The organism is Pantoea sp. RSPAM1 (genome assembly GCF_038816185.1).
GTDB lineage: Bacteria > Pseudomonadota > Gammaproteobacteria > Enterobacterales > Enterobacteriaceae > Pantoea > Pantoea ananatis.
The window spans coordinates 1,002,569-1,029,380 of the sequence record NZ_CP046137.1 but is presented as its reverse complement, the minus strand read 5'-3'; the positions used below and the strand labels follow the sequence as shown (position 1 = coordinate 1,029,380).

The window sequence follows — 26,812 nt, the reverse complement described above, 5'->3', positions numbered from 1 at the left end:
TCGCCGTTACGTTACCGTTTGATTCGGAGATCAAAAACCAGGATCCCAATCTACTTCAATAAGGCCAGTAGAGAGATCGACTTTCTTGATAACCTGTTCATCAAGAAACGGAATTAACCGCTCCTGTACACCAAACGCATCTTTCAGGTTTGCCTTGACGACGAGAACGTCGTTCGAACCGGTTTCCATCATATCGATGACTTTGCCCAGTTCGTAACCTTCAACGTTGACTACCTTGCAACCCATCAGGTCTTTCCAGTAGTACTCACCGTTATCCAGCGCAGGCAGTTGCGTCGAGTCGACCTGAATTTCGCAATTGGTCAACTGTGCCGCCGCATCCCGATCGTCAATGCCTTTGACTTTGATGATCAGGTCCTGATTGTGGTGCTTCCAACCATCCAGTTCTACCTGCTGCCATTTACCGGCGCGCTGGATAAACCAGGGTTGGTAGTCAAAGATGCTTTCAGCGTCTTCAGTGGAGGAAAACACTTTGAGCCAGCCGCGAATGCCGTATGCAGCGCCCATTTTGCCCAATACAATCGGGTTAACAGGTGCCTGTGCGGCAAGTTGTCTGCTCATGCTCACCACCGTGACAGATTAAGCTGCTTTCTTTGCTTCTTTGATCAGCGCGTTAACGCGATCAGAAAGCGTTGCGCCCTGGCCAACCCAGTGCTCGATACGATCCAGATCCAGACGCAGTGCTTCAGCCTGACCAGAAGCGATCGGGTTGAAGAAACCTACGCGCTCGATGAAGCGACCGTTGCGTGCATTGCGGCTGTCAGTAACGACGACCTGATAGAACGGACGCTTTTTAGCGCCGTGACGTGCCAAACGAATTGTTACCATAACATCCTCTTCAGTTAATAAAACACCCGGCCCCCATCGAGGAACGGGGTCCGGGTGCTGTATAAAAAGCCCGAAAATTTTACTCATTTTGGCGCAAAAAGCAACCTAAACTGAGCGCTCCCAGGCTTTTTTGTGGAACCCATTAGCGTCCGGGGAAACCTGGCGGCATCATACCTTTCATGCCGCGCATCATTTTCGCCATTCCGCCCTTCTTCATTTTCTTCATCATCCGCTGCATGTCGTCGAACTGCTTTAATAAGCGGTTAACGTCCTGCACCTGCATGCCCGAGCCGGTAGCGATGCGGCGCTTGCGCGAACCTTTGATGATTTCTGGTTTTTCACGCTCTTTGCGCGTCATCGAGTTGATGATGGCTTCCATGCGCACCAGCACTTTGTCATCCATCTGCGATTTCACGTTGTCAGGCAGTTGCCCCATGCCCGGCAGCTTGCCCATCAGGCTCGCCATGCCACCCATGTTACGCATCTGCTTCAACTGCTCAAGGAAGTCGTTAAGATCAAACCCGTCGCCGGTTTTCAGCTTCTTCGCCAGTTTTTCCGCTTGGGCGCGGTCAACTTTGCTTTCGATATCTTCGATAAGCGAGAGAACGTCGCCCATACCAAGGATGCGTGAGGCGATACGGTCCGGATAAAACGCTTCCAGTGCATCAGTCTTCTCGCCCATCCCCATAAATTTGATTGGCTTGCCCGTGATATGGCGAATCGACAGCGCGGCACCGCCACGGGCGTCACCATCCACTTTCGTCAGGATAACCCCGGTCAGCGGTAGCGCTTCGTTAAAGGCCTTAGCGGTATTCGCCGCGTCCTGACCGGTCATGGCATCCACGACAAACAGGGTTTCAACCGGATTAATCGCGGCATGAACCTGTTTAATCTCGTCCATCATCGCTTCGTCAACGTGCAAACGACCCGCGGTATCCACAAGTAATACGTCGTAAAACTTGAGTTTGGCTTCACGCAGCGCGTTGTTGACGATATCAACAGGCTTCTGGCTTAGATCAGACGGGCAAAAATCTACACCGACCTGTTGTGCCAGTGTTTCAAGCTGTTTGATCGCCGCTGGGCGATAAACGTCCGCCGACACCACCAGCACTTTTTTCTTGTGCTTTTCACGCAGGAATTTACCCAGTTTACCGACACTGGTGGTTTTACCCGCACCCTGCAGGCCCGCCATCAGCACAACCGCCGGCGGCTGCGCGGCAAGATCCAGCGCGTTGTTTTCTGCGCCCATCGCCGCAACCAGTTCGTTGCGGACGATTTTGATAAATTCCTGTCCCGGCGTCAGGCTTTTATTGACGTCATGGCCCACCGCGCTTTCTTTTACGCGGTTGATAAAATCACGCACCACCGGCAGCGCAACGTCAGCTTCCAGCAGCGCCATGCGCACTTCACGCAGCGTATCTTTAATGTTGTCTTCAGTCAGCCTTCCGCGGCCGCTGATATTGCGCAGAGTTTGCGACAAACGATCGGTTAAATTGTCAAACATTGTCTCTCACTTAAAAAAAATCGCGAGGCGCCATTCCGGCAGAATGCGGCGGATTATAACACGAAGCCAAGGCGATCTCTTCACTTCCACCTCAGTTCCTCTTCAATTCCACCTCAGATCGTTTGGAGCCTGCTGCGGCTGGCGCTATACTGCCCTTTTCCTTTATCTGACTGATGCCCGAAAGGAACTATGTCCGTTTTCTCGATTGTGGCGCTGTTCGCCTACTCCCTGAGTCTTGCACTCATCATCCCCAGCCTGTTGAAGCGTCAAAGCGGCTGGCGCAGGTTAGCTGTGCTGTCCGCCTGCGTGGCGCTCATCACGCATGCGATTGCTTTGCAGCAACGTATTTTTGCTGTCGATGGCGGGCAAAACCTCAGCCTGCTGAATATCGGCTCTCTGGTCAGCCTGTTGATTTGTGCAATCATGACCATTGTTGCCTCGCGAAATCGCGGCTGGCTACTGCTGCCGATTGTTTACAGCTTTGCATTAATTAACCTGGCTTTTGCCACTTTTGTACCCAATGCGTTTATTACGCACCTGGAAACCACGCCCGGCATTATGATTCATATCGGGCTGTCGCTGTTTGCCTATGCCACACTGATTATTGCGGCGTTGTACGCGTTGCAGCTTGCGTGGATTGATTACCAGCTAAAGAACAAAAAACTGGCTTTCACTCAGGACATGCCACCGCTGCTGACCATTGAACGTAAAATGTTTCACATCACCCAGGTTGGCGTTGTGTTACTGACGCTGGTGCTGTGTACCGGCCTGTTTTATATGCACGATCTGTTCAGCGCCGAGAACGTGGATAAGGCCGTGCTGTCGATTATTGCCTGGTTTGTCTACATCGTTCTGCTCTGGGGCCACTATCATGAAGGCTGGCGTGGTCGCCGCGTCGTGTGGTTTAACTGCGGCGGCGCAGCGCTGCTCACGATGGCGTACTTTGGCAGTCGCATACTGCAACACCTGCTCATTCACAGTTCTTAATAAAAGGAAGTTTTGCGGTGGAACATGTTTCGACCACGACCCTGATTGTCACGTTAATCATTATGGTTCTGGTTTCAGCCTACTTTTCCGGTTCTGAAACCGGCATGATGACGCTCAATCGTTATAAACTGCGCCATCAGGCTAAACATGGCCATCGCGCCGCCCGCCGCGTTGAAAAATTGTTAAAGCGCCCGGATCGCCTCATCAGCCTGGTGCTGATCGGAAATAACCTGGTCAATATTCTGGCGTCCGCCATTGGTACTATCGTAGGGATGCGTTTGTATGGCGATGCCGGTGTCGCGATCGCGACCGGTATCCTGACATTTGTTGTACTGGTATTTGCAGAAGTGCTGCCCAAGACGGTTGCTGCACTTTATCCAGAAAAAGTCGCTTACCCCAGTAGCTTTCTGCTCGGTCCGCTGCAATACATCATGCTGCCCCTGGTATGGTTGCTTAACACCATTACCCGACTGCTGATGCGACTGGTGGGCATCCGGGCGGATGGTGCGATCAATTCAGCGCTCAGCAAAGAAGAGTTGCGAACCATCGTTTATGAATCGCGTACGCACATGTCGCGCCGCAATCAGGATATGTTGTTATCTGTACTGGACCTTGAAAAGGTCAGTGTGGACGACATTATGGTGCCGCGTAACGAGATTGTTGGTATTAACATCAACGATGACTGGAAATCAGTCATCCGTCAGTTAAGCCATTCACCGCATGGCCGCATTGTCCTGTTCCGTGATTCGCTGGATGATTGTGTAGGGATGCTGCGGGTGCGCGAAGCCTGGCGCATGATGACCGAGAAAAAAGAGTTTACGAAAGAGATGCTGCTGCGTGCGGCCGACGAGATCTACTACATTCCCGAAGGCACGCCGCTCAACGTTCAGTTGGTGAAATTTCAGCGCAACAAGAAAAAGACCGGTCTGGTTGTGGATGAGTATGGCGATATCAAGGGCTTAATCTCTATCGAAGATATTCTGGAAGAGATTGTTGGGGATTTCACGACCTCAATGTCTCCCTCGCTGGCTGAAGAAGTGATGCCGCAAAATGATGGTTCCGTGCTGATTGAAGGTAGCGCGAATATTCGTGAGATCAATAAAGCCTTCAACTGGCAACTGCCTGAGCAGGAAGCGCGCACCATCAACGGTATGTTACTGGAAGCACTGGAAGAGATTCCGACAGTGAACACGCGCGTTCAGGTGAATCACTATGATGTTGATATTCTGGATGTGCAGGACAATATGATTAAGCAGGTTCGCATTACACCACAGACACCGCTCAAGCAATCCGTAGGATCCTGATGCTATAAAAACCGCCTTGTACGGCGGTTTTTTTCGCCCGACCCGCAGTTTTTTGAAAAGCCCATCGTTGTCATGCAGGCGCTGTTATAAAAAACGCCGCTCATGTGCGGCGTTTTACTGTCCGGACCAACTTAACTGACTAGATGTGCAGTTCTTTCAGTTTTTCGGCAGGCAGTTTCAGATCGTCATTGTGGTTAACACCGATCTCCTGCGCCAGCACGTTGCGGGCAATTTGCTGAGCTTCATCCAGAGAATGCAGTTTATAGCTGCCACACTGATATTCGTTCAGCTCTGGAATCTGATTCTGATCTTTCACCTTCAGCACGTCTTCCATCGCGCCTTTCCAGGCTTGTGCCACACGTTGCTCGTCTGGTGTACCAATCAGGCTCATGTAGAAGCCTGTGCGGCAACCCATAGGTGAAATATCAACAATCTCTACGCCGTTACCGTTGAGATGGTTACGCATAAAGCCTGCAAACAGATGCTCAAGCGTGTGGATCCCACGTTCAGTCAGAATGTCGATATTGGGGCGACAAAAACGCAGGTCAAAAACAGTAATCGTATCGCCATGGGGAGTCTTCATGGTTTTTGCTACACGCACTGCGGGCGCGGCCATGATGGTGTGATCAACAGTAAAACTATCCAGTAATGGCATACGTCACCTCTTGGTCTGAAAATTTTTTTGCGAACGATGAAACTTTTCCGATCGCCCAGCGTCTGAATATATGAAAGACGCGCATTTGTTATCATCCATCCCTGACAACAGAGATGTTAATTTGGCCACATTGATGTGGCCTTTTTCTTTTCTACCCTTCCCGGCCAGCCAGATAGGTTTCAAAATCTAACGTATCACTCGCTTCAAGCTGCTGCTGCGCGGCAACGGATGCCTGTGCCTGACGCGCAAAGTCTTCCGGCTTGAGCACGTCCAGTGGCTCGTTGACCAGCAACTGCTGATACTGCTCTGCCAGAGCGATGCCTGTTCCCGTCACGCCGGTTTCTTTCATGGCTTTGAGAATACGCGCCGAATAGGTTAGCTCAGGATCGTCGAAGGATGCTACCAGTTCATCACAGACTTGCTGATATTCTGTTGTGCCTTGATTGCTGTCTAGCGCTTCCGCAACGCGACGCAAATCAGCAAACAGTGTCTTGCCGACCTCGACCAGTGAATACTCTGCTTCACCACAACCGACTGCAATTTTCAGATCGGGTTTGCGCCCTTCCAGCACCACGCGATTCCAGTTCTGCCGACTGCACTGCAATTCATCAGAGCTCATCTCTGGCGCATCTGCCAGCGTGCACCAAATCAGGAACAGATCCAGGAACCGTACCTGGTTTTCATCTACCCCGATGGGCGAGAAAGGATTAATGTCCATGGAGCGCACTTCGATGTACTCGATACCGCCACGTTGCAGGGCATCGGAAGGCGCTTCGCCGGATCGGGTAACGCGCTTGGGACGAATCGGCGCATAGAGCTCATTCTCAATCTGCAGAACGTTAGTGTTCAGCTGCAACCAGTTTCCGTCTGCATCCCGCGTGCCCATCTTTACGAAGTCTTCAGAAGGCGTTTTAATCGCTTTTTTCAGGGCGCTGACATAACCCTCAAGAGAGTTAAAGGTAATACCCAGCGAGCTCTGCGACTTATTGGTATAGCCAAGGTCACTCAGACGCAGTGAAGTGGCATACGGAAGCCAGAGCGTACCTTTATTATCGGTGTCAAACGGCAGCGCGCTCTCTCTGCCCTGCAGGAAACTGGAACAAATTGCAGGCGATGCGCCAAACAGATAAGGGATGATCCAGCCAAAGCGATAGTAGTTGCGGATCAGCCGCAGATAACCGGCAGAAATGGTTTCTTTACCGCTTTCATAATCTTTTACGTCCGCCCAGGCCTGCCAGAAGGACAGCGGCAGCGAGAAGTTGTAATGGATACCGGAGATGGTTTGCATCAACGCGCCATAGCGGTTCTTTAATCCCTGACGGTAAAGGGTTTTCATACGACCGATATTGGATTTGCCGTATTGTGCCAGCGTAATTTTATCCGCATCCTCAATCAGGCAAGGCATGCTGAAAGGCCACATGCGCTCTTCACCGAGTTCGCGGGCAACATGACGATGAACGTCACGCAAAAAAGCCAGCATGTGATCGATGCTGTGATCAACCGGGGTGATAAACTCCAGCAGCGTTTCAGCAAAGTCGGTGGTGATCCAGTCATGCTTAAGCGCCGATCCCAGTGACTCTGGATGCGCGGTCGTCGCAAGATGACCATCTGGTTGCACACGCAGCGTTTCACGTTCAATGCCACGGCCAATGCCTTTAAGTGCATCAGGATGCGCTTCCAGCCAGGATAACGCTTTTGATACGTCGGGGATCACATTAACCTCCCGCTGTGTGAATAATTTATTTTTGTTCAGCATAGTGTTAACCCTAGCCCCGAATCAGTACGAATCAATGCCACCATTCCATGCCCTGTAATGTGGCGGTCGCAATAACGATATAACGCAGCGTTTTACCGATAGCCAGAAACAGTATCGAGGGCAACCAGCCAAAGCGTAACCAACCTGCAAGAACGCAGAGCAGATCGCCTACAACCGGTAGCCAACTTAACAACAGTGCTGCCGGCCCCAGCCGTTGCAACCACGTCATCGCTGTCTCATGCCATCGCCCCTGACGTTTTAACGGCAATAAGCGACCCAAAATTATGTTGGTCAAGCCACCCAGGGTATTCCCTAACGATGCGACTAAAATCAACCCATAGACTGATGCGCTTTTCGCGATCAGTAGTGCAACTAACAGCGCCTCTGAGCTACCCGGAAGTAACGTCGCACTGAGAAAGCTGCTACTCAATAAAGACACATAAGCCAGTGTTTCGCTCACAGCAGGCGAACATCAACCACGGCCATCCCAGCGGCCTTTGCTGCCTGCACGCCAAAATCAGCGTCTTCGAACACCACACAGCGCTCTGGCGCGATGCCCATCAGCGCAGCACAGCGTAGAAAAGTATCGGGCTCAGGCTTGTGACGCTGCACGTCGTCGGCCCCCACCACAGCAGAAAAGAGATCTCTGACACCCAACTGGCTGAGCAGCGCATCAGCCATAGCGTGCTCACTACCTGTACCCACAGCCAAAGGGCGGCGACCCGAGTACGCCTTGACGACCTCCATGAGCGGAAGCGGCTGCACGTTATCCAGCAGCATCGCTTTCACCGCTGCCGTTTTTTCAGCGGCGAGTAAATAAGGATCGCGATCTGAATTATTGGTTTCAATAATGAACTTCGCCAGTTGCCATGAGGGCGCACCGTTGAACGCCGTTACGCGCGCTTCATCGAACGCCAGGCCATAGCGTGACAGCACCTGGCGCCACGCTTTTCGATGTGTCGGTTCAGTATCAAGAATAGTACCGTCCATATCGAAAATCAGGGCGTCGTATTGATCGTAGATTGTCACTGAGGACCTCCAACAAATGAGCCATTACTTTAGCTGAATGTGCGTAGGTTGTCGCCAGGCGGGATGAACAGCAAATGCTTTGAAAGCATTAGCTATTTTAGTTTTCAGATAAAGGTGATCGGGTTGGAAAGCCTGTAAGGTCGCGAATTCCCTGTGATTTTAGCAGCGATGCAGGAGGTAAGCGCTATGCCAGGAATGTTATCAAGGATTAACAATCTTCAGCAGAAAATGTATCACCACAATCAATGTGATTCTGGCACAAGATTGCGACTACGATCACGCCTTAAAGCCCGGACGCGTTCAGGCCGCATAAACCAAAGCTTGCGCGACACAGGTGAGGTTTGAGGGCATTCAGGTGAGGCGTACTCAGGTCGTCTGAGTAAACAGAGAGGACGAACAGTGTTGTCTGAGCCTGATAACACCATGGCTTCACAGGTCATATGCGGGGGATTTCGGCCAGAAGATTCGTTAGACAGTGACTCGGCTGACGCCTCGCCCTTCGGGCCGTTGCTGAAGCAACGTTATCCTCCCTGGCTCTGCCTGACAAATCGACTATGTCTTACAGACCAGGAATACACGTCCATACCGAAAAGTATGGTGCATCCGGGAGGATGACTCGGCTGACGCCTCGCCCTTTGGGCCGTTGCTGAAGCAACGTTATCCTCCCCGGTGCTTGCTGTGATGACACCTGGTTATGACAGAGAGGCTTCGCTTGAGCACTGCAGAATATGGTGCATCCGGGAGGATTCGAACCTCCGACCGCTCGGTTCGTAGCCGAGTACTCTATCCAGCTGAGCTACGGATGCATTGATAATTTTTTATGGACTGACAGAAATCAAGCTGGGGGTAATACGAAGAATCGTGCATCCGGGTGGATGACTCGGCTGACGCCTCACCCTTCGGGCCGTTGCTGAAGCAAACGTTATCCTCCCTGGCTCTGCCTGACAAATCGACTATGTCTTACAGACCAGGAATACACGTCCATACCGAAAAGTATGGTGCATCCGGGAGGATTCGAACCTCCGACCGCTCGGTTCGTAGCCGAGTACTCTATCCAGCTGAGCTACGGATGCATTGATAATTTTTTATGGACTGACAGAAATCAACCTGGGGGTAATACGAAGAATCGTGCATCCGGGTGGATGACTCGGCTGACGCCTCATTCTTCGGGCCGTTGCTGAAGCAACGTTAACCTCCCTGGTGTTCACTGTGATGACACCTGATTATGACAGAGAGGCTTCGCTTTAGCACTGCAGAATATGGTGCATCCGGGAGGATGACTCGGCTGACGCCTCACCCTTCGGGCCGTTGCTGAAGCAACGTTATCCTCCCTGGTGCTTGCTGTGATGACACCTGATTATGACAGAGAGGCTTCGCTTGAGCACTGCAGAATATGGTGCATCCGGGAGGATTCGAACCTCCGACCGCTCGGTTCGTAGCCGAGTACTCTATCCAGCTGAGCTACGGATGCATTGATGATTTTTTATGGACTGACAGAAATCAACCTGGGGGTAATACGAAGAATGGTGCATCCGGGAGGATTCGAACCTCCGACCGCTCGGTTCGTAGCCGAGTACTCTATCCAGCTGAGCTACGGATGCATTATGAAATTCTTGTACAACGCAGGGTGCTAACGACTCACCATGAAGGAATTGCTAGTTCACTTTACAACTCTGTTCCGACAATGTTTTCTGCGGCGCTTCGCCTGACATCAACATATCCATATTCAACGATATAGTGCATCAGGGAGGATTATTCGGCTTACGCCTCACCCTGTGGGCCGTTGCTGAAGCAACGTTATCCTCCCTGGTTCTGGCTGACAAATCGACTATGTCTTACAGACCAGGAATACACTTCAATCACGAAGAGTATGGTGCATCCGGGAGGATTCGAACCTCCGACCGCTCGGTTCGTAGCCGAGTACTCTATCCAGCTGAGCTACGGATGCATCGGAAATGGCGGTGAGGGAGGGATTCGAACCCTCGATACAGCTTTTGACCGTATACTCCCTTAGCAGGGGAGCGCCTTCAGCCTCTCGGCCACCTCACCTTACGCGTTCTTCCGAACTGCGCTTCTGAACTTGTTTCTGCTCATCGGCACTGCGTGGCGCACATATTACTTTCCCGCACTTATAAGTCAAACAATTTTTCGGAAGGTTTTTTCCGTTTGAACAAATGACACGCAATTGGGACAAAATGACCGCAAAAAGAGTGAATAATCAACAATCAAAGATGATGAAGTTAACAAAAATGGTAGATAAAGAGGAAAAAGAAAAGGCGAGACGGGGGAAACAAAGGGTAGCGTCTCGCACAGGTGCGAGACGCTGAATCTGTCAAACGTTGGTTTGTTGCGTTTTTTCGGCCTGGATGCGCTGATAAATCTCTTCGCGATGCACAGACACTTCTTTTGGTGCATTAACACCAATGCGGACCTGGTTACCTTTGACGCCCAGTACCGTTACAGTCACCTCATCACCAATCATGAGGGTTTCACCAACTCGACGAGTTAGAATAAGCATTCTTTGCTCCTTGAAAGATTAAAAGAGTCGGGCTTGATAAAGCTTCCCGGCGTTATCCATCACTTAACGCTGTACACAGGCTATGAGAAATACACCATTGCACATCAACGCGCCAATACATTCTGCTGATAAATAGTTTAGCCGAAATACGCTACATCAACCCGACTTTGTCACTAGCAAATTTAACATCGTATTAAAAAGCGCCGGAACATCAGTTCTGGCGCTTACTACGATGAATTATTTTATTTCATTACAGACGGCTCGAAACCCATCCTTCAACACCTGCCAGCGCACCTTTCAGTGCAGTAGCATCACTGCCACCTGCCTGCGCCATGTCCGGTCTGCCACCGCCCTTGCCACCCACTTTAGGCGCAAGTTCGGCGATGAGCTCCCCAGCCTTAACACGGTCAGTTAAATCTTTCGTTACGCCAGCAATCAGTGACACTTTGCCCTCTGCTACCGTAGCCAGCACGATAATCGCCGAGCCCAGCTGGTTTTTCAGATCATCCACCATGGTCCTCAGCATTTTCGGATCGGTGTTGCTGAGCTCAGTCACCAGCAGCTTAACGCCTTTGACGTCGACCGCATGATTGCCCAACTGCGCACTTTCCTGCGCCGCCTGCTGATCGCGTAACTGCTGTAACTCTTTCTCAAGCGAACGCAGATGATCAACCAGCCCGCGCACTTTTTCATTCAGGTTACTGCTGTTGGCTTTCACCAGTTGGGCAATATCCTGTAGCTGGCTACTCTGCGCATAAACCTGTGCCAGAGCCGCCTCGCCTGTGATCGCCTCAATGCGGCGAATCCCTGCAGCAGTACCGGACTCGGCCTGAATGCGGAACAGGCCGATATCACCGGTCCGCGCAGCGTGCGTTCCGCCACACAGCTCAACCGAGAAATCCCCCATGGTCAGAACGCGAACCTGCTGATCGTATTTTTCACCGAACAGGGCCATCGCGCCTTTGGCTTTCGCCGCCTCAAGATCCATGACACGGGTTTCAACAGGCAAATTGCGACGGATCTGTGCGTTAACAATATCTTCGACCTGACGAATCTCCTGAGGTTTCATGGCCTCAAAATGTGAGAAGTCAAAACGCAAATATTTGTCGTTAACCAACGAGCCCTTTTGAGCAACATGTTCACCTAAAACCTGACGCAATGCAGCATGCAAAAGATGTGTTGCGGAGTGATTCAGACGAATACGAGCCCTGCGCGCCTCATCAACCACCGCCTCAAGACGATCGCCAACGCGTAATTGTCCGCTGCTGAGTTTGCCAACATGACCAATCGCCTGACCATATTTTTGCGTATCCTGTACGCTAAACAGCGCGTTATTACCTTTCAGCTCGCCCGTGTCGCCCACCTGACCGCCAGACTCGCCATAGAATGGCGTTTCATCCAGCACAATCACCGCGTCCTGACCGGCAGACAGGGCGTCAACGGCTTCACCGTTAACGAACAGCGCCTTGACGGTCGCCGTCAGATCCAACTGCTCATAGCCTTTAAACGACGAAGCCGCGTCGATACGAATCACGTTGCTGTAGTCTGCGCCGAAGCCGCTGGCTTCACGTGCGCGCTGACGCTGCTGTTCCATCGCCTTTTCAAAACCGGCTTCATCGATTTTGAGATTACGTTCACGGCAAACGTCAGCTGTTAAATCGGCAGGAAAACCGAAGGTATCGTATAAGCGGAAGACGGTTTCGCCATCCAGCGTATCACCTTGCAGTTTTGCCAGTTCCTCGTCCAGAAGCGCCAGGCCACGTTCAAGCGTTTTAGCAAACTGCTCTTCTTCACTTTTCAGAACGTTCTCAACCTGTGCCTGCTGACGCTGTAACTCTTTGCCTGCCTCGCCCATGACCTGAATCAGTGGGGCAACCAGCTTGTAGAAGAATGCGTCTTTAGCACCCAGCATATTGCCGTGACGCACGGCGCGGCGAATGATGCGACGCAGGACATATCCACGGTTTTCATTCGACGGAATGACGCCATCGGCAATCAGGAAGGCGCAGGAACGAATGTGATCGGCAATAACGCGCAGGGATTTATTATTCAGATCGGTCGCGCCGGTGACCTTCGCAACCGCTTCAATCAACGTCTGGAACAGGTCGATTTCATAGTTTGAATTAACATGCTGCAGAACCGCTGTAATACGTTCCAGCCCCATCCCGGTATCCACAGAGGGCTTAGGTAATGGCAACATCGTGCCATCCGCCTGACGGTTAAACTGCATAAAGACGATGTTCCAGATCTCAATATAGCGATCGCCATCCTCTTCAGGGCTGCCCGGTGGTCCACCCCAGATATGGTCGCCGTGATCGTAGAAAATTTCGCTGCAGGGACCGCAAGGCCCGGTGTCACCCATCTGCCAGAAGTTATCTGACGCGTAGGCGCTGCCCTTGTTATCACCGATACGGATAATACGCTCACGGGGAACGCCAATATCGTTGGCCCAGATATCGTAAGCTTCGTCATCGGTTTCATACACGGTGACCCACAGACGCTCTTTAGGCAGCTTAAACCACTGCTCGCCGGTCAGCAGTTCCCAGGCAAATGCAATAGCTTCTTTTTTGAAGTAGTCGCCAAAGCTGAAGTTGCCCAGCATTTCAAAAAAAGTGTGGTGGCGCGCGGTATAACCGACGTTTTCAAGATCGTTGTGTTTCCCGCCGGCACGTACGCAGCGTTGTGACGTCGTTGCTCGCGTGTAGTCACGCTTTTCCTGACCCAGAAACACATCTTTGAACTGGTTCATTCCGGCGTTGGTAAACAGCAACGTCGGATCGTTGTTTGGTACCAGGGAGCTGCTTGCTACAACCTGATGTCCCTTACTATTGAAAAAGTCGAGAAACGCTTGACGGATCTCAGCAGTGCTCTTGCTCATATATATCCTGGAATCACGCTAACGAAAGGTCCTTCTTTATCAGGCGTACCGCATCGTTACGGCAGCAAGCATAAGGAACCAAAAGGGGTAAGATAAATATTCTTCGGAGGGAAGTAAAATCACATCGACTTTTAGTCATCAAAATTTCTGAAAACCTGCTGAATATCCTCGCTCAGAAAGCCTTTGGCATGCAAAAAGCGCTGCACTTTGGCTTTTTCTTTCCATTCTGTCGGCAATGGGTGACCAAATTTTTTCTCGGCGAGTTCAGCCGCACAGGCCGACCAGTCGATATCGGTTTCTTCCATGGCGAGATCGATCGCATCACGACTGATGCCCTTTTGTGCCAGCTCCAGCCTGATACGCTGTGAACCAAATCCCTTGCGGCTTCGGCTCTGAATAAATCGTGCGGTAAAGCGCTCGTCATTTAACCAGCCGTTTTCACCACACCAGTTCAGCACCTTTTCCATTAGCTCGGGCGTAATGATTTCAGGATCTTTTTGTTTCATCCACGCGCTACGCTGAGCGGACAGCTGGAGCTTTTGTTTAAGCTCTTCGCGGCTGTGGTCACGCTGGCCCAGCAGGCGCATCGCACGATCCAGCAGGCGTGAAAATGAGATGACTTGTGGCTGAGATTGTTCAGACATACTGCGCACCTTTTACGAACGGAGGGAGAGTATGGCGGGAGACAGGAACAGAGGAAAGGCACGTGAGGCGTTAATGTAAAACAGGAGCGGAAAATCCGCTCCTGATTCAGGCTTTAATAATCTTCGTTGGCTTCGCTCGCCGCATTCTCAACGTCGTTGCCTGCCTCGTCCGCCGCGATGTTTTGATCGCCACCGTTAAGCAGCATTTCACGCAGTTTGATATCTATCTCTTCGGCCACTGCGGGATTTTCTTTGAGGAAGTTGCCGGCGTTTGCCTTGCCCTGACCGATCTTATCGCCTTTGTAGCTGTACCATGCACCGGCTTTTTCAATCAGCTTGTGCTTCACGCCAAGATCCACCAGCTCACCGAAGGTGTTAATGCCCTCGCCGTACATAATCTGGAACTCAGCCTGCTTAAATGGCGCCGCAATTTTGTTCTTAACGACTTTAACACGCGTTTCACTACCCACCACGTTGTCGCCCTCTTTAATCGCACCAATACGGCGAATATCAAGGCGAACAGAAGCGTAGAACTTCAGCGCATTACCACCGGTGGTGGTTTCCGGGTTACCGAACATCACACCAATCTTCATACGAATCTGGTTGATGAAGATCAGCAGCGTATTAGACTGCTTCAGGTTACCCGCCAGCTTACGCATTGCCTGGCTCATCATACGTGCCGCCAGGCCCATATGTGAGTCACCGATTTCACCTTCGATTTCGGCTTTTGGCGTCAGCGCGGCTACGGAGTCAACGATAATGACGTCAACGGCACCAGAGCGGGCCAGCGCATCACAAATTTCCAGGGCCTGCTCACCGGTATCCGGCTGTGAACACAGCAGATTGTCGATATCTACGCCCAGTTTCTTAGCATAGATGGGATCCAGTGCGTGCTCGGCATCGATAAAGGCACAGGTTTTGCCCTTACGCTGCGCGGCGGCAATAACCTGAAGTGTCAGTGTCGTTTTACCTGAGGCCTCTGGGCCGTAGATCTCAACGATACGTCCCATCGGTAAACCGCCCGCACCTAATGCGATATCCAGTGACAGAGAACCCGTTGAAATGGTTTCCACATCCATTGAGCGGTCTTCACCCAAGCGCATGATGGAGCCTTTACCAAATTGCTTCTCAATCTGGCCGAGCGCGGCAGCTAAAGCCTTCTGTTTGTTTTCATCAATTGCCATTTCTACTCCTAATCATGCCGGGTAAACACGCACGCATGGTGCCTGTGCACTTTCTGTTGCGGGTAATTATACTGTATAGTCATACAGTATCAAGTTTAATTTTGCAGAAATTGACCGGATAAGGTCTGGAGTGCCCAGCCAACTGACTGACGGCGCACGGCATCGCGATCGCCATCAAACTGCTGACGAAAAGCCATGACCACGCCACCCGGCGCCGCAAAGCCAAACCAGACCGTGCCTACCGGTTTGTCTTCACTGCCACCATCCGGGCCAGCAATACCGCTAACGGAAATAGCGTAATCGGCGCGCGCCCGCTGCTGTGCCCCAAGAGCCATTTCACGGACTACCGCCTCGCTGACGGCGCCGTATTGCGCCAGTGACGCCGCGCTGACACCGACCAGTTCTTGTTTGGCATCGTTACTGTAGGTGACAAAACCCCGTTCGAACCAGGCAGAGCTTCCACTCACGTCAGTAAACACTTTTGCTATCCAGCCGCCCGTGCAGGATTCTGCACAAGTCACGGTGGCGTTACGCTTTTTCAGCGCCTCACCTGTCTGCGCACTCAGCGCGTGCAACTGCTGGTCATTCATTTTTCGCTCCCTGTTGCCGTTGAGTGAACATGGTGCATGCTCTGCGCTTTTTCAAGCACTCAGGGCCACTTAGTCAACAAATTGCGCGTTACGCTCCAGTTTAACCGTTGCGTGTCGCCACCATGAAAAGCCGGGGGAACGCCAAGAGTATCTTGCCATCCTGACGGGCAGGATAGCCGGTAATAAGACACTGATGATAAGCAGCCAGAAACTGTTCCTGCTCAGAGACGTTCAGCGGCGCAAGGAAAGGACGCAGCCCGGTGGCCTTTAACCAGTGGATGATGGCCTGCGCATCGTCCATAACGTGATAGTACGTGGTTCGCCAGATATCAACCGCGCAGCCTGCCTTTGTCAGCACGTCATAATAGTGTTCAGTTGAGGGTAATTTTTTGCGTTCCGCCGCCTGCGCGCTGATCTTGTCGCGCCAGGGGCCGGATGCCGCGACCTCACGCATTAACTGATGCGAAGGTTCTTCCAGGTTATCGGGCATTTGAACCGCCAGCGCACCGGCAGGCGCCAGTTGACTGACCAGGCGTGGTAACAGGGTGGGATGATCGCCAAGCCATTGCAGCGACGCGTTGGCATAAATCACCTGCTGCGGGATGTCGGTTGTCCAGTTGCCGATATCCGCCTGAATAAACTGGCACTGAGGCAAACGCTCACGCGCCTGCGCGAGCATGGCGGCGGAACTGTCAAGCCCGATCACCTGCGCCTGCGGCCAGGCATCGTAAAGCAGTTCGGTGCTGTTACCGGGACCACAGCCCAGATCGGTAACGAACCGGACATCTTCAACCTCAATTCGTGCCAGTAATTCATGCGCAGGCCGCGTTCTTTCTGCCTCAAATTTACGATACAGCGCGGGATCCCAGTCTTGCATAGTGCGTCTCCTCTCAAGGGTTAAAGATTCACAGGAAATGAGACGTATAAATAAACATAAAGTGCCCCACCAACAGCAAAATATGTCAGCGGCACGCAAATGGGCACAAGGTCTTGATAAGGGAAAAGCCCGGTCGGGCTGGCAGGAATAAGATCGGGCGCAGCGAGCAGGCGCCCGGCAGAATCAGTTCTTTTTAACAAACTCAGATTTGAGCTTCATCGGGCCAAATCCGTCGATCTTGCAATCAATATTGTGATCGCCTTCAACCAGCCGGATGCTCTTAACCCGGGTGCCTATTTTCAACACAGACGAACTGCCTTTGACCTTCAGATCTTTAACGACCGTTACGCTGTCGCCATCGGCGAGTAAATTGCCGTTTGCATCACGAACGATCAAATCCTGACCACTGTCATCCCCTTCAGCCTGAGTCCAGATATGACCACAGGACGGACAGTTAAGGTTTTCAGCATCTTGCCAGGTGTAATCGGCATGGCAAACAGGGCAAGCAGGTAAAGACATAACGGCTCCAGAAAATGAGGACGGCACAATAGCGGGCCGCCATCATATATCCTTACAGTTGCTAAGGGTAGTTTTAAAACAGCGATCCCTGACGCGCCTTGCTGACCGCTTCTCCCAGTTGCCACACGGTCATCGCGTAATGCGTGCTGTTGTTGTAGCGGGTAATGGCATAGAAGTTAGGCAAGCCGTACCAGTACTGGTAGCTGGTGCCGAGATCCAGACGGAGCAGACTGACCTCGTCATGGCCATCCAGCGAACCCTGTGGAGAAAGCCCCGATGCTGCCAGCGTGCTGACGTTGTAGCGGGTTTTGAAACCGTTTTCGAGCATTGGCGCCTGACCACTGGCTGGCACGGCAACATTTTCACCCGGACGCCAGCCGTTCTGCTGGAAATAGTGCGCGACACTGCCTATCGCATCAACGGGATCCCACAAATTGATATGGCCGTCACCGTTAAAATCTACCGCATAAGCTTTATAGGACGATGGCATGAACTGACCGTAGCCCATCGCGCCCGCAAAGGAGCCTTTAAGATCGAGCGGATCGTCCTTCTCATCACGTGCCATGAGCAGGAAAGTCTCCAGTTCACCGCTAAAGTAAGCAGCACGGCGCGGGTAATCAAATGAGAGCGTTGCCAGCGCATCCAGAATGCGGGTTTTACCCATGATGCGGCCCCAGCGCGTTTCCACGCCGATAATGCCAACAATAATCTCAGGCGGAACGCCGTACACCTGCTGCGCACGCTGCAGTGCATCCTGATATTGATTCCAGAACGCGACGCCATTTTGCACGTTATCCGGTGTGATAAATTTATTGCGATAGCGAATCCAGGCGCCGTTAGGCCCACTCGGCGGCGTATAGGACGGTGCCTGACGATCCATTAAACGCAGGACGTAGTCCAGCCGCTTAGCCTGGCCAATAATGGCGTGCAGTTGCTGACGGTCGAAGCCGTGTTTCGCCACCATTTTATCAATGAACTGTTCCGCAACAGGATTGCTGGCGAAGTCACCAAACATCGGCTGAACAGCATGCGACGGCTCCAGCAAAAAGCCGCCTTTAGGCGCAACCCGTTCGGCGGGCGGCTGCGAAGAGTGTGGCTTACTGCTACAGGCGGCAAGCAGGGCAAAAAGCGGAAGGTAAGCAAGCTTAAAACGCATGAGATATCCATATAACAGGCCAGACCAGGGATGTTAATGTTAATCGTTGAACGCGGATACATACAAACGAGATCGTAAAAAAAACCTTTTTTAACAATCAAACCGACTGTTTTGTGAAATGCCTCTACTGCTTTCTCTCTCATCAAAAAAATCATTCAGTTGGCGACCCGACTTTGCTAACTTCGTTACCCGCTGCGGTAAGCCGGATGATGCCGGAGCCGTAAAATGGTACTCTTTCCGCGCGGCAGGTGCAGCATGATGGTCGCTGCATATCACCCTTGTTTAACCCAGCGAAAACCGTGACGGGAAAAGGAAGAGTCAACCTTGAGTAAGAATGAGATGAACAAAAAAGCGCACATGGACTTGAGCACTCACACGCCAATGATGCAGCAATATTTACGCCTCAAGGCTGAGCATCCGGATATCCTGCTGTTTTATCGCATGGGCGATTTCTACGAGCTGTTTTATGACGATGCCAAACGTGCCTCTCAGCTGTTAGACATTTCCTTAACCAAACGCGGTGCCTCGGCAGGCGAGCCGATTCCCATGGCCGGTGTACCCCATCACGCCGTCGAAAACTATTTAGCCCGGCTGGTGCAACTCGGTGAATCAGTCGCCATCTGTGAGCAAATTGGCGACCCTGCGCTGAGTAAAGGCCCGGTGGAACGCAAAGTCGTACGTATAGTTACCCCGGGCACCATCAGCGATGAAGCCCTGTTACAGGAACGCCAGGATAACCTGCTGGCGGCAATTGTTCAGGGGGCGCGCGGCTATGGTTATGCCACGCTGGATATCAGCTCAGGCCGTTTTCGCCTGAGTGAACCAGCCGATCAGGAAACGATGGCGGCAGAACTGCAGCGAACGAATCCTGCCGAGCTACTTTATCCGGAAGATTTTGCTGCGATGGCGCTTATCGATCAGCGTCGCGGTCTACGTCGCCGTCCGCTTTGGGAGTTTGAAATCGACACGGCGCGTCAGCAGCTCAACATGCAGTTTGGCACACGAGACTTAAACGGTTTTGGTGTTGAGCAGGCGCACCTGGGTCTGCGCGCTGCCGGTTGTCTGCTACAGTATGTGAAAGATACCCAACGAACCAGCCTGCCCCATATCCGCTCTCTCAGCATGGAGCGTCAGCAGGACAGCATCATTATGGATGCGGCCACGCGCCGTAACCTTGAAATTACGCAAAATCTTGCGGGCGGAACAGAGAACACGCTGGCCGCCGTGCTGGATAAAACCGTCACGCCAATGGGAAGCCGGATGCTAAAGCGCTGGCTGCATATGCCGCTGCGTGACAGTAGTATCATCGCGAAAAGACAGGCATCGATTGCAGAGCTGCAACCGCTTAGCGATGCGCTGCAACCCGTTCTGCGCCAGGTCGGAGATTTAGAGCGTATTCTGGCCCGACTGGCGCTGCGTACGGCGCGCCCGCGCGATCTGGCGCGCATGCGCCATGCCTTTCAGCAGTTGCCGGAACTCAACGATCTGCTGGCAAACGCCGAGTCTGCCCAGTTGAAAACGCTGCGTGCACAGATGGGCGAGTTTAGCGAACTACGAACGCTGCTTGAGCAGGCCGTTGTCGAATCTCCCCCAGTATTAATCAGGGATGGCGGCGTCATTGCGCCCGGTTATAACGCCGAGCTTGATGAGTGGCGAGCGCTCGCCGATGGCGCAACAGATTATCTGGATCGACTGGAAGTTCGCGAACGCGAAAAGCTCGGTCTGGACAGCCTGAAAGTGGGCTTTAACGGCGTTCACGGCTACTACATTCAGGTCAGCCGTGGTCAGAGCCATCAGGTGCCTATCCACTATGTTCGCCGGCAGACGTTGAAGAACGCAGAGCGCTACATCATTCCAGAGTTGAAAGAGTACGAAGATAAAGTCCTTACCTCTAAGGGCAAAGCGCTGGCGCTGGAGAAAAGCCTGTATGAAGGCCTGTTTGACCAGCTGTTGCCGCATCTTGAAGCGCTGCAGCTCAGTGCGGCAGCGCTGGCCGAACTGGATGTCCTGAGTAACCTCGCAGAACGTGCCTGGACACTTAACTACTGCCGTCCCACGCTGCACGACAAGCCTGGGATTAAAATTACCGCCGGCCGCCATCCGGTAGTGGAGCAGGTCCTGAAAGAACCTTTTATCGCGAACCCGCTCTCTCTGGCTCCACAACGCCGCATGTTGATCATCACCGGTCCGAATATGGGCGGTAAAAGTACCTACATGCGCCAGGCGGCGTTGATTGCTCTGATGGCCTGGATCGGCAGCTTCGTGCCGGCCGAAGAGGTGGTCATTGGGCCACTGGATCGTATATTCACCCGTGTGGGCGCGGCAGATGATCTGGCCTCCGGGCGTTCGACCTTTATGGTTGAAATGACCGAGACGGCCAATATTCTGCACAACGCGACAGAAAACAGCCTTGTCCTGATGGATGAAATCGGCCGCGGCACCTCGACGTATGACGGTTTATCGCTGGCATGGGCCTGTGCGGAAAATCTGGCTAATCGTATTAAAGCGATGACCCTGTTTGCAACGCACTACTTTGAACTGACGACCCTGCCTGAAAAACTGGAAGGCGTGGTTAACGTTCACCTGGACGCAGTTGAACACGGCGATACGATTGCGTTCATGCACAGCGTGCAAGACGGGGCTGCCAGTAAAAGCTACGGACTGGCCGTAGCTGCGCTCGCGGGCGTGCCCAAAGAGGTCATTAAACGGGCGCGCAATAAGCTGAAAGAGCTCGAAACGGTTTCCAGTCAGTCCGCGACGTCAAACATTGACGGCTCGCAGTTGCCGCTGTTGGTGGAAGAAACCTCCCCTGCCGTGGAAGCACTTGAGGCACTGGATCCCGACACGCTGACCCCGCGACAGGCGCTGGACTGGATCTATCGCCTTAAATCGCTGGTCTGATCACGGCCGCCCTTGACCGGGCGGCAATTGACTGCGCGTCAACGTTCTCTTGCGCCCGCGTTTCCCATTCTGCTGGCGCATTTTTCTGTTACTGCTTTACGCTATGACTGGCCGTTATAGCGGTGTCATACTGCTGTCGTGTGCCTGTCGTGCTGCGATCGTGTTCCTGTCGACGCTAACCGGGGATGCTGCTTACCGATTGTTTACTCTTTCGGAGACTGCACTATGCGTAACCTGAATAAAGTCAGAGAATATCGTCTTGCCCGCGCCTGGTCACAGGAGCAACTGGCCGAAATGGCCGGACTCAGCACCCGAACCGTACAACGCATTGAAAACGGTGATCCCCCCAGTCTGGAAACGTTAAGTGCGCTGGCAGCCGTCTTTGCGTGTAAAATCACCGACCTGACCAATGAGGCATCTGCGGAGAACGGCGAAGCGTTGGACTGCTACATTTCAGATGCCCGCCTGCAGCTTGCTGCCGAGAGTCGGTTTTACCGTTCTTTGTTTAGCGCCGTGGTGGTGTGCATATTGCTGTTTGTCCTTAACCACTTTACCTCGCCGAATGAGCGCTGGTCACTTTGGGTCGCTGCTGTTTGGGGAGCCTTACTCGTGGTCAGAGCATTACGCCTGTTTATTTTCAAGGAAGCGATCCGCCGTTGGCAGCAAAGACGGCTGCAAAAGTTATTACGTAGACAGGGCTAGCGCAGCCGATTGCGCCGCCTGTGAATAAAACAGCAGAGACATCTTATGCACTGGTACAGTCAGGACGCGTTTGAAATTCGTCTGGAATGGGGCATCGCCGCAATAGATCATCTTGCCAGCAATGTGGAGGCCATTGTGATAGTGGATGTGATGTCCTTTTCCACCTGCGTCAGTCTTGCCGTGGAGAACGGGGCGCGCGTGTATCCCTACCCGTGGAAAGATCACTCTGTCACGCAGTATGCGCAGTCCGTCGGTGCCATTGCGGCGAACAGCGACAGGCGATTCAGTGGCGAGGGCTACAGCCTGTCGCCCCGAACGTTACTTAGCGTTCGCCCGGACGAAAAACTGGTGCTGCCCTCTCCTAATGGCTCCGCAACCTGCTTCCGGACACGAGAGTGGGGCGTACCCGTGCTGACAGGCTGTCTGAGAAACCTCACTGCCACCGCCGAGGCCTGCCGCCCCTTTAAACGTCTTTTGATTGTCCCCTGCGGCGAACGTTGGCCGGACGGGAGCCTTCGCCCCTGTATGGAGGACTATGTGGTTGCCGGGGGGATCATTGCCGCACTTGAGCGAAACTCGCTGTCACCGGAAGCACAGACCGCTGTCGCAGCCTGGCATGCTCATCAGTTGCAGGGTTTCACGGCGCTGTTTCACTGTTCATCAGCGACAGAACTGATACAGCGCGGTTTTCCGGAGGATGTAACACTGTGCCTGACAAAAGATGCGGCCCGTCGGCCCTGTTTTCTGACAGGGGAGTATTTTGCCGCACAGACTTAAGCGTAAATAACAGACAAAAAAAAGCGATGGGGTTACCCATCGCTTTCTGTTGACGTGCCGTGCTCAGCTTATTCGCGGAACAGTGCTTCAATGCTGAGGCCCTGACCTTGCAGGATTTCGCGCAGACGGCGCAAACCTTCAACCTGAATCTGGCGCACACGCTCGCGGGTTAAACCGATTTCACGGCCAACATCTTCGAGCGTTGCCGCTTCATAGCCCAGCAGGCCGAAACGACGAGCCAGCACTTCGCGCTGCTTGGCGTTCAGTTCGAACAGCCATTTAACGATACTTTGCTTCATATCGTCGTCTTGCGTGGTGTCTTCTGGGCCGTTGTCTTTTTCATCGGCCAGAATATCCAGCAGCGCTTTCTCAGAATCGCCCCCTAATGGAGTATCAACTGAGGTAATACGTTCGTTGAGACGCAACATACGGCTTACGTCGTCAACCGGTTTATCCAGTTGTTCTGCAATTTCTTCCGCACTCGGCTCATGGTCAAGCTTGTGAGAAAGTTCACGCGCAGTACGCAGATAAACGTTCAGTTCTTTAACAATATGGATTGGCAGACGAATTGTACGGGTCTGGTTCATGATTGCCCGTTCAATGGTCTGACGAATCCACCAGGTGGCGTAGGTTGAGAAGCGGAATCCACGTTCTGGATCGAACTTTTCAACGGCGCGGATCAGGCCGAGGTTACCTTCTTCAATCAGGTCCAGCAGAGCCAGACCGCGATTGCTGTAACGTCGGGCAATCTTTACCACCAGGCGTAAGTTACTTTCGATCATGCGGCGACGAGAAGGAATATCACCTCGTAATGCGCGGCGAGCAAAGAGAACTTCTTCCTCTGCCGTCAGCAATGGAGAATAGCCAATCTCCCCAAGATAGAGCTGAGTAGCGTCAAGTACACGTTGCGTCGCACCCTGCGCCAGCAACTCCTCTTCTGCTACATCATTGTCGCCAGAGTCATTTTCGACGAGCGCCTTCTCATCAAAAATTTCTGCTCCATTCTCTTCGAATTCCGCGTTCTCATGTAACTCGTTTACTTTCAGCGTATTCTGGCTCATAAGTGGCTCCTACCCGTGATTCCAGGGCAGACTCCTGAGGACTCTGCCGGATTATCGCTGCGGCAAATAACGCAACGGGTTTACGGATTTCCCCTTGTAACGAATCTCAAAGTGTAATCTAACTGAACTGGTTCCGGTGCTACCCATGGTAGCGATTTTTTGCCCAGCCTTAACTTCCTGTTGTTCCCGGACCAGCATTGTATCGTTATGGGCGTAGGCACTCAGGTAATCATCATTGTGTTTGATGATGATTAAATTACCGTAACCACGAAGCGCATTGCCTGCGTAAACCACCCTGCCTGAAGCAGTGGCTACAACTGGCTGTCCGCGCGAACCTGCGATATCAATCCCTTTGTTACCACCCTCGGTGGCTGAGAAGTTATCGATAATCTTGCCTTCAGTCGGCCAACGCCAGCTTCCCACAGGGGTTGTGCTGTTAGTTGTACTGCTAACCGTAGGCGGTGCGGTAACGGCTGGAGCTGTTGTCGTTGCAACATTTGCTCCCTTCGAAGGCAACAATTTGCTGCCATTCGATTCACCCGAATCATCAGAATACGTAATAACAGGCTGCTGTGCAACAGGGGCCGGTTTTATTTGTGGTGCACTCACCACGCCGCTTTGCGTTGCGTCTGCGGCGGTAATGGCGTTGCCACCGGTGATCGGCTGGCCAGAGCCGTTATCAACCTGGAGCGTCTGTCCCACATTCAGGTTGTAAGGGGCCTGAACATTGTTGCGCTGGGCCAAATCGCGGAAGTCATTGCCCGTAATCCAGGCGATATAGAACAAAGTATCCCCACGTTTTACGGTGTAGGTCTGGCCAGAATAGCTACCTTTAGGAATGTTCTGATAACTTCTGTTGTACACAATCCGGCCATTTTCAGTTTGCACATTATTATTATTGGCACTAATGATTCCCGAATTGTTCTGCGGTAAAGGTGTACTACGGCTTAACATTCCGCCCTGCGGTGGCACTGAGGGCACGCCACCGGTGGCTGGCGCAGTACCAGAGGCAGCCATATTACTGTTGTCATTAACGCTGTTGCTGTCTCCGATATTGCTTATCGGCGCCTGAGTATTATCACCTGAACTACAGCCTGCCAGCCAAAAACTCACCAGTGAAAGCGCCGCCAGACGGCGTAACTGAAAAATTGTGCTTCCCGTGCTCATTAATCCCCCGTGGTGGCAACCTTTAAAAAACTGACTTACTCGTCTCACCAGCACAATACACTGTGCGGCACGTTAAACGCTGGATTTTCGTTGAATGAACTGGATAGTAGCAATATCAACTACCTGATTCCATGAAACAGTTATGAAGAAATGCTAACAAGGCAGTCAGGCCAGATCGCCCTGAACTAAGGGAACGAAACGAACCGGCTCAATGGTTTCCTCTGTAATCTCATTGCCGCGGCGGCGCAGACGCTTTAACACCTGCTGCTCCTCACCTACGGGCAGCACCATAATGCCGCCTTCCGCCAGTTGCGCTATCAGCGCAATCGGAATTTCAGGCGGCGCCGCGGTAACGATAATGGCATCAAAAGGGCCACGAGACGGCCACCCCTGCCAGCCATCGCCGTGGCGGGTTGAAACATTGTGTAAATCAAGCTGTTTCAGGCGCCGTTTGGCCTGCCACTGCAGGCCTTTAATGCGCTCAACCGAGTAAACGTGTTCAACCAGGTGAGCGAGAATGGCGGTCTGGTAGCCGGAACCGGTACCAATCTCCAACACCCGCGCGCGCTTCGTCAGCCCCAGCAAGGCGGTCATGCGTGCCACCATATAGGGCTGCGAGATGGTTTGGCCGGAGCCGATGGGCAGCGCCATGTTGTCCCAGGCTTTGTGTTCGAAGGCTTCATCAATAAAACGTTCGCGCGGGACATCGGCAATGGCTTTTAACAGGTGCTCATCTTGAATGCCCTGTTGACGCAGCTGTGACAGCAATGTCTCAATACGCCGACTTACCATGCCAGGTGTACCTCAGCGTTGGCCAGCCAGGTGCTGAGAACAGCCTGCGCATTATGCGCAGTCAGATCGACGTGCAATGCAGTCACTGACACATAGCCCTCATCCACGGCGGCAAAGTCAGTCTCAGGGCCCGCATCCAGTTTTTCACCGGGCGGGCCAATCCAGTACAGCGGATTGCCACGAGGGTCGGTTTGCGCAATCACCCGATCGGCCGGATGACGGCTGCCGCAGCGCGTTACGCGAATGCCCTTTATTTCAGCCAGAGGTAAATCGGGCACGTTGATATTTAAGATGCGTCCGGTGCGCAGCGGTTGTTGCGTCAGCGCTTTAAGAATGGCACAGGTCACTGCCGCGGCAGTGTCATAGTGCAGCTGGCCATTTAGCGATACCGCCACGGCGGGCAACCCCAGATGGCGGCCCTCCATTGCGGCCGCTACCGTACCGGAATAGATCACATCATCCCCCAAATTGGGGCCGGCATTAATGCCTGACACCACGATGTCTGGGCGGGGCTGCATAAGCGCATTCACGCCCAAATAAACGCAATCGGTGGGCGTACCCATTTGCACAGCAATATCCCCGTTTTCATGGGTAAAGGTGCGCAACGGGGTTTCCAGCGTCAATGAGTTAGAGGCACCACTGCGATTACGATCCGGTGCCACAACCTGCACCTCGGCAAATTGACGCAAAGCCTTTGCCAGCGTCTGAATACCAGGCGCATGGATGCCATCATCGTTGCTGAGCAATATCCGCATTTAATTCTGACCTTTTCTGTTCAACCGGGCCGCCGTGATATGGACCTGTTTTGAGGCATGGCAACAAGTTAAGAGTGGACAGCGACTTTTGCATTCTAGCGGTGAGCGAGAGGAAGTGGTAGGCGAAAATCAAACGAACGGGCAGGAAAAGAGCAAGGTCGCTACGATGTTAAAGCATCTGGAACAATGAAATACGCACACTGCCATGCC

The 26,812-nt window shown here is 52.7% G+C and carries 24 protein-coding genes and 6 tRNA genes; 5 read left to right on the top strand and 25 right to left on the bottom strand.

The annotated features are described in order from the left end of the window. Positions 1 to 30: 30 nt before the first annotated feature. The 3 genes from rimM to ffh form a co-directional block, all read right to left on the bottom strand. On the bottom strand, positions 31 to 579 hold the full coding sequence (gene rimM / locus GKC68_RS05490; protein ID WP_028723202.1) for a ribosome maturation factor RimM: 549 nt from the start codon (positions 577 to 579) through the stop codon (positions 31 to 33). A gap of 18 nt (positions 580 to 597) precedes the next feature. Next, positions 598 to 846: a 30S ribosomal protein S16 gene (gene rpsP / locus GKC68_RS05485; RefSeq protein ID WP_033739514.1), complete on the bottom strand. Its 249-nt coding sequence runs from the start codon at positions 844 to 846 to the stop codon at positions 598 to 600. 142 nt (positions 847 to 988) lie between these two features. Then, positions 989 to 2,350 (bottom strand): signal recognition particle protein, encoded by a 1,362-nt coding sequence (ffh, locus tag GKC68_RS05480; protein ID WP_006120711.1) that lies wholly within the window; start codon positions 2,348 to 2,350, stop codon positions 989 to 991. 189 nt (positions 2,351 to 2,539) lie between these two features. Between ffh and GKC68_RS05475 the strand changes: the two genes are divergently transcribed. Further along, on the top strand, positions 2,540 to 3,337 hold the full coding sequence (locus GKC68_RS05475) for an inner membrane protein YpjD (protein WP_028723204.1): 798 nt from the start codon (positions 2,540 to 2,542) through the stop codon (positions 3,335 to 3,337). A gap of 17 nt (positions 3,338 to 3,354) precedes the next feature. Beyond that, the gene (locus GKC68_RS05470; protein WP_028723205.1) at positions 3,355 to 4,641 is read left to right on the top strand and encodes an HlyC/CorC family transporter; all 1,287 of its coding nucleotides are present in this window, start codon (positions 3,355 to 3,357) and stop codon (positions 4,639 to 4,641) included. Positions 4,642 to 4,780: 139 nt separating this feature from the next. Here GKC68_RS05470 and luxS read toward each other — a convergent pair whose 3' ends face one another. The 18 genes from luxS to mltB all read right to left on the bottom strand — a co-directional run bounded on the left by luxS (position 4,781) and on the right by mltB (position 18,447). Beyond that, positions 4,781 to 5,296: an S-ribosylhomocysteine lyase gene (luxS, locus tag GKC68_RS05465; RefSeq protein WP_013026899.1), complete on the bottom strand. Its 516-nt coding sequence runs from the start codon at positions 5,294 to 5,296 to the stop codon at positions 4,781 to 4,783. A gap of 151 nt (positions 5,297 to 5,447) precedes the next feature. Next, positions 5,448 to 7,052 carry a glutamate--cysteine ligase gene (gshA, locus tag GKC68_RS05460; protein ID WP_028723206.1) on the bottom strand — a complete coding sequence of 535 codons (1,605 nt, stop codon included), beginning with the start codon at positions 7,050 to 7,052 and terminating at the stop codon, positions 5,448 to 5,450. Positions 7,053 to 7,083: 31 nt separating this feature from the next. Continuing rightward, positions 7,084 to 7,512, bottom strand: a complete 429-nt coding sequence (locus GKC68_RS05455; protein ID WP_013026901.1) for a YqaA family protein — start codon at positions 7,510 to 7,512, stop codon at positions 7,084 to 7,086. After that, the gene (gene yqaB, locus GKC68_RS05450) at positions 7,509 to 8,075 is read right to left on the bottom strand and encodes a fructose-1-phosphate/6-phosphogluconate phosphatase (RefSeq protein WP_028723207.1); all 567 of its coding nucleotides are present in this window, start codon (positions 8,073 to 8,075) and stop codon (positions 7,509 to 7,511) included. The genes GKC68_RS05455 and yqaB overlap by 4 nt, the downstream gene beginning before the upstream one ends. A gap of 735 nt (positions 8,076 to 8,810) precedes the next feature. Beyond that, positions 8,811 to 8,887: transfer RNA gene (locus GKC68_RS05445), tRNA-Arg, on the bottom strand. A 190-nt stretch (positions 8,888 to 9,077) separates the two neighbouring features. Beyond that, positions 9,078 to 9,154 (bottom strand) — tRNA-Arg (locus GKC68_RS05440). Between the two features lie 321 nt (positions 9,155 to 9,475). Continuing rightward, positions 9,476 to 9,552, bottom strand: a tRNA-Arg gene (locus tag GKC68_RS05435). A gap of 53 nt (positions 9,553 to 9,605) precedes the next feature. Beyond that, positions 9,606 to 9,682: transfer RNA gene (locus tag GKC68_RS05430), tRNA-Arg, on the bottom strand. A gap of 270 nt (positions 9,683 to 9,952) precedes the next feature. Continuing rightward, positions 9,953 to 10,029, bottom strand: a tRNA-Arg gene (locus GKC68_RS05425). 8 nt (positions 10,030 to 10,037) lie between these two features. Further along, a tRNA-Ser gene (locus GKC68_RS05420) sits at positions 10,038 to 10,130 on the bottom strand. Positions 10,131 to 10,413: 283 nt separating this feature from the next. After that, positions 10,414 to 10,599, bottom strand: a complete 186-nt coding sequence (gene csrA / locus GKC68_RS05415; RefSeq protein ID WP_006120718.1) for a carbon storage regulator CsrA — start codon at positions 10,597 to 10,599, stop codon at positions 10,414 to 10,416. 250 nt (positions 10,600 to 10,849) lie between these two features. Next, entirely contained in the window at positions 10,850 to 13,477 is a 2,628-nt protein-coding gene (alaS, locus tag GKC68_RS05410; RefSeq protein WP_028723208.1) for an alanine--tRNA ligase, read from the bottom strand. A gap of 131 nt (positions 13,478 to 13,608) precedes the next feature. Further along, complete coding sequence (locus GKC68_RS05405; RefSeq protein WP_014594422.1) at positions 13,609 to 14,121, bottom strand: regulatory protein RecX; 513 nt, start codon at positions 14,119 to 14,121, stop codon at positions 13,609 to 13,611. A 113-nt stretch (positions 14,122 to 14,234) separates the two neighbouring features. Then, entirely contained in the window at positions 14,235 to 15,305 is a 1,071-nt protein-coding gene (gene recA / locus GKC68_RS05400) for a recombinase RecA (protein WP_028723209.1), read from the bottom strand. 95 nt (positions 15,306 to 15,400) lie between these two features. Continuing rightward, positions 15,401 to 15,895, bottom strand: a complete 495-nt coding sequence (gene pncC, locus GKC68_RS05395) for a nicotinamide-nucleotide amidase (RefSeq protein WP_028723210.1) — start codon at positions 15,893 to 15,895, stop codon at positions 15,401 to 15,403. A gap of 100 nt (positions 15,896 to 15,995) precedes the next feature. Further along, positions 15,996 to 16,772, bottom strand: a complete 777-nt coding sequence (gene tam, locus GKC68_RS05390; RefSeq protein ID WP_206115842.1) for a trans-aconitate 2-methyltransferase — start codon at positions 16,770 to 16,772, stop codon at positions 15,996 to 15,998. A 183-nt stretch (positions 16,773 to 16,955) separates the two neighbouring features. Beyond that, positions 16,956 to 17,291, bottom strand: coding sequence for a zinc ribbon domain-containing protein YjdM (locus tag GKC68_RS05385; RefSeq protein ID WP_014605175.1), 336 nt, complete (start codon positions 17,289 to 17,291; stop codon positions 16,956 to 16,958). Between the two features lie 73 nt (positions 17,292 to 17,364). Then, positions 17,365 to 18,447 carry a lytic murein transglycosylase B gene (gene mltB, locus GKC68_RS05380; RefSeq protein WP_028723212.1) on the bottom strand — a complete coding sequence of 361 codons (1,083 nt, stop codon included), beginning with the start codon at positions 18,445 to 18,447 and terminating at the stop codon, positions 17,365 to 17,367. A gap of 339 nt (positions 18,448 to 18,786) precedes the next feature. Between mltB and mutS the strand changes: the two genes are divergently transcribed. The 3 genes from mutS to GKC68_RS05365 all read left to right on the top strand — a co-directional run bounded on the left by mutS (position 18,787) and on the right by GKC68_RS05365 (position 22,827). Further along, entirely contained in the window at positions 18,787 to 21,348 is a 2,562-nt protein-coding gene (gene mutS / locus GKC68_RS05375) for a DNA mismatch repair protein MutS (RefSeq protein ID WP_064366812.1), read from the top strand. Between the two features lie 225 nt (positions 21,349 to 21,573). Continuing rightward, positions 21,574 to 22,050 carry a helix-turn-helix domain-containing protein gene (locus GKC68_RS05370; protein ID WP_342656653.1) on the top strand — a complete coding sequence of 159 codons (477 nt, stop codon included), beginning with the start codon at positions 21,574 to 21,576 and terminating at the stop codon, positions 22,048 to 22,050. 45 nt (positions 22,051 to 22,095) lie between these two features. Further along, a complete protein-coding gene (locus GKC68_RS05365) occupies positions 22,096 to 22,827 on the top strand; it encodes a 2-phosphosulfolactate phosphatase (RefSeq protein ID WP_206115868.1) in 732 nt (243 codons plus the stop codon). A gap of 68 nt (positions 22,828 to 22,895) precedes the next feature. On the opposite strand, the gene rpoS is transcribed toward GKC68_RS05365, so the two are convergent. The 4 genes from rpoS to surE all read right to left on the bottom strand — a co-directional run bounded on the left by rpoS (position 22,896) and on the right by surE (position 26,602). Further along, complete coding sequence (gene rpoS / locus GKC68_RS05360) at positions 22,896 to 23,888, bottom strand: RNA polymerase sigma factor RpoS (RefSeq protein ID WP_006120728.1); 993 nt, start codon at positions 23,886 to 23,888, stop codon at positions 22,896 to 22,898. Between the two features lie 51 nt (positions 23,889 to 23,939). Beyond that, positions 23,940 to 25,055 carry a murein hydrolase activator NlpD gene (gene nlpD, locus GKC68_RS05355; RefSeq protein ID WP_028723220.1) on the bottom strand — a complete coding sequence of 372 codons (1,116 nt, stop codon included), beginning with the start codon at positions 25,053 to 25,055 and terminating at the stop codon, positions 23,940 to 23,942. Positions 25,056 to 25,220: 165 nt separating this feature from the next. After that, entirely contained in the window at positions 25,221 to 25,847 is a 627-nt protein-coding gene (locus GKC68_RS05350; RefSeq protein WP_028723221.1) for a protein-L-isoaspartate(D-aspartate) O-methyltransferase, read from the bottom strand. Then, positions 25,841 to 26,602 carry a 5'/3'-nucleotidase SurE gene (surE, locus tag GKC68_RS05345; RefSeq protein ID WP_028723222.1) on the bottom strand — a complete coding sequence of 254 codons (762 nt, stop codon included), beginning with the start codon at positions 26,600 to 26,602 and terminating at the stop codon, positions 25,841 to 25,843. Before surE ends, GKC68_RS05350 begins: the two co-directional genes overlap by 7 nt. Positions 26,603 to 26,812: the final 210 nt, after the last annotated feature.

Excerpts from the sequence above, each read along its gene's own strand:
- GKC68_RS05405 (WP_014594422.1), bottom strand. The coding sequence starts at position 14,121 with ATGTCTGAACAATCTCAGCCACAAGTCATCTCATTTTCACGCCTGCTG.
- mltB (WP_028723212.1), bottom strand. The coding sequence starts at position 18,447 with ATGCGTTTTAAGCTTGCTTACCTTCCGCTTTTTGCCCTGCTTGCCGCC.
- recA (WP_028723209.1), bottom strand. The coding sequence starts at position 15,305 with ATGGCAATTGATGAAAACAAACAGAAGGCTTTAGCTGCCGCGCTCGGC.
- rimM (WP_028723202.1), bottom strand. The coding sequence starts at position 579 with ATGAGCAGACAACTTGCCGCACAGGCACCTGTTAACCCGATTGTATTG.
- GKC68_RS05370 (WP_342656653.1), top strand. The coding sequence starts at position 21,574 with ATGCGTAACCTGAATAAAGTCAGAGAATATCGTCTTGCCCGCGCCTGG.
- rpoS (WP_006120728.1), bottom strand. The coding sequence starts at position 23,888 with ATGAGCCAGAATACGCTGAAAGTAAACGAGTTACATGAGAACGCGGAA.
- GKC68_RS05385 (WP_014605175.1), bottom strand. The coding sequence starts at position 17,291 with ATGTCTTTACCTGCTTGCCCTGTTTGCCATGCCGATTACACCTGGCAA.
- GKC68_RS05475 (WP_028723204.1), top strand. The coding sequence starts at position 2,540 with ATGTCCGTTTTCTCGATTGTGGCGCTGTTCGCCTACTCCCTGAGTCTT.
- pncC (WP_028723210.1), bottom strand. The coding sequence starts at position 15,895 with ATGAATGACCAGCAGTTGCACGCGCTGAGTGCGCAGACAGGTGAGGCG.
- GKC68_RS05350 (WP_028723221.1), bottom strand. The coding sequence starts at position 25,847 with ATGGTAAGTCGGCGTATTGAGACATTGCTGTCACAGCTGCGTCAACAG.
- csrA (WP_006120718.1), bottom strand. The coding sequence starts at position 10,599 with ATGCTTATTCTAACTCGTCGAGTTGGTGAAACCCTCATGATTGGTGAT.
- surE (WP_028723222.1), bottom strand. The coding sequence starts at position 26,602 with ATGCGGATATTGCTCAGCAACGATGATGGCATCCATGCGCCTGGTATT.
- gshA (WP_028723206.1), bottom strand. The coding sequence starts at position 7,052 with ATGCTGAACAAAAATAAATTATTCACACAGCGGGAGGTTAATGTGATC.
- nlpD (WP_028723220.1), bottom strand. The coding sequence starts at position 25,055 with ATGAGCACGGGAAGCACAATTTTTCAGTTACGCCGTCTGGCGGCGCTT.
- mutS (WP_064366812.1), top strand. The coding sequence starts at position 18,787 with ATGAACAAAAAAGCGCACATGGACTTGAGCACTCACACGCCAATGATG.
- tam (WP_206115842.1), bottom strand. The coding sequence starts at position 16,772 with ATGCAAGACTGGGATCCCGCGCTGTATCGTAAATTTGAGGCAGAAAGA.
- GKC68_RS05365 (WP_206115868.1), top strand. The coding sequence starts at position 22,096 with ATGCACTGGTACAGTCAGGACGCGTTTGAAATTCGTCTGGAATGGGGC.
- ffh (WP_006120711.1), bottom strand. The coding sequence starts at position 2,350 with ATGTTTGACAATTTAACCGATCGTTTGTCGCAAACTCTGCGCAATATC.
- luxS (WP_013026899.1), bottom strand. The coding sequence starts at position 5,296 with ATGCCATTACTGGATAGTTTTACTGTTGATCACACCATCATGGCCGCG.
- rpsP (WP_033739514.1), bottom strand. The coding sequence starts at position 846 with ATGGTAACAATTCGTTTGGCACGTCACGGCGCTAAAAAGCGTCCGTTC.
- alaS (WP_028723208.1), bottom strand. The coding sequence starts at position 13,477 with ATGAGCAAGAGCACTGCTGAGATCCGTCAAGCGTTTCTCGACTTTTTC.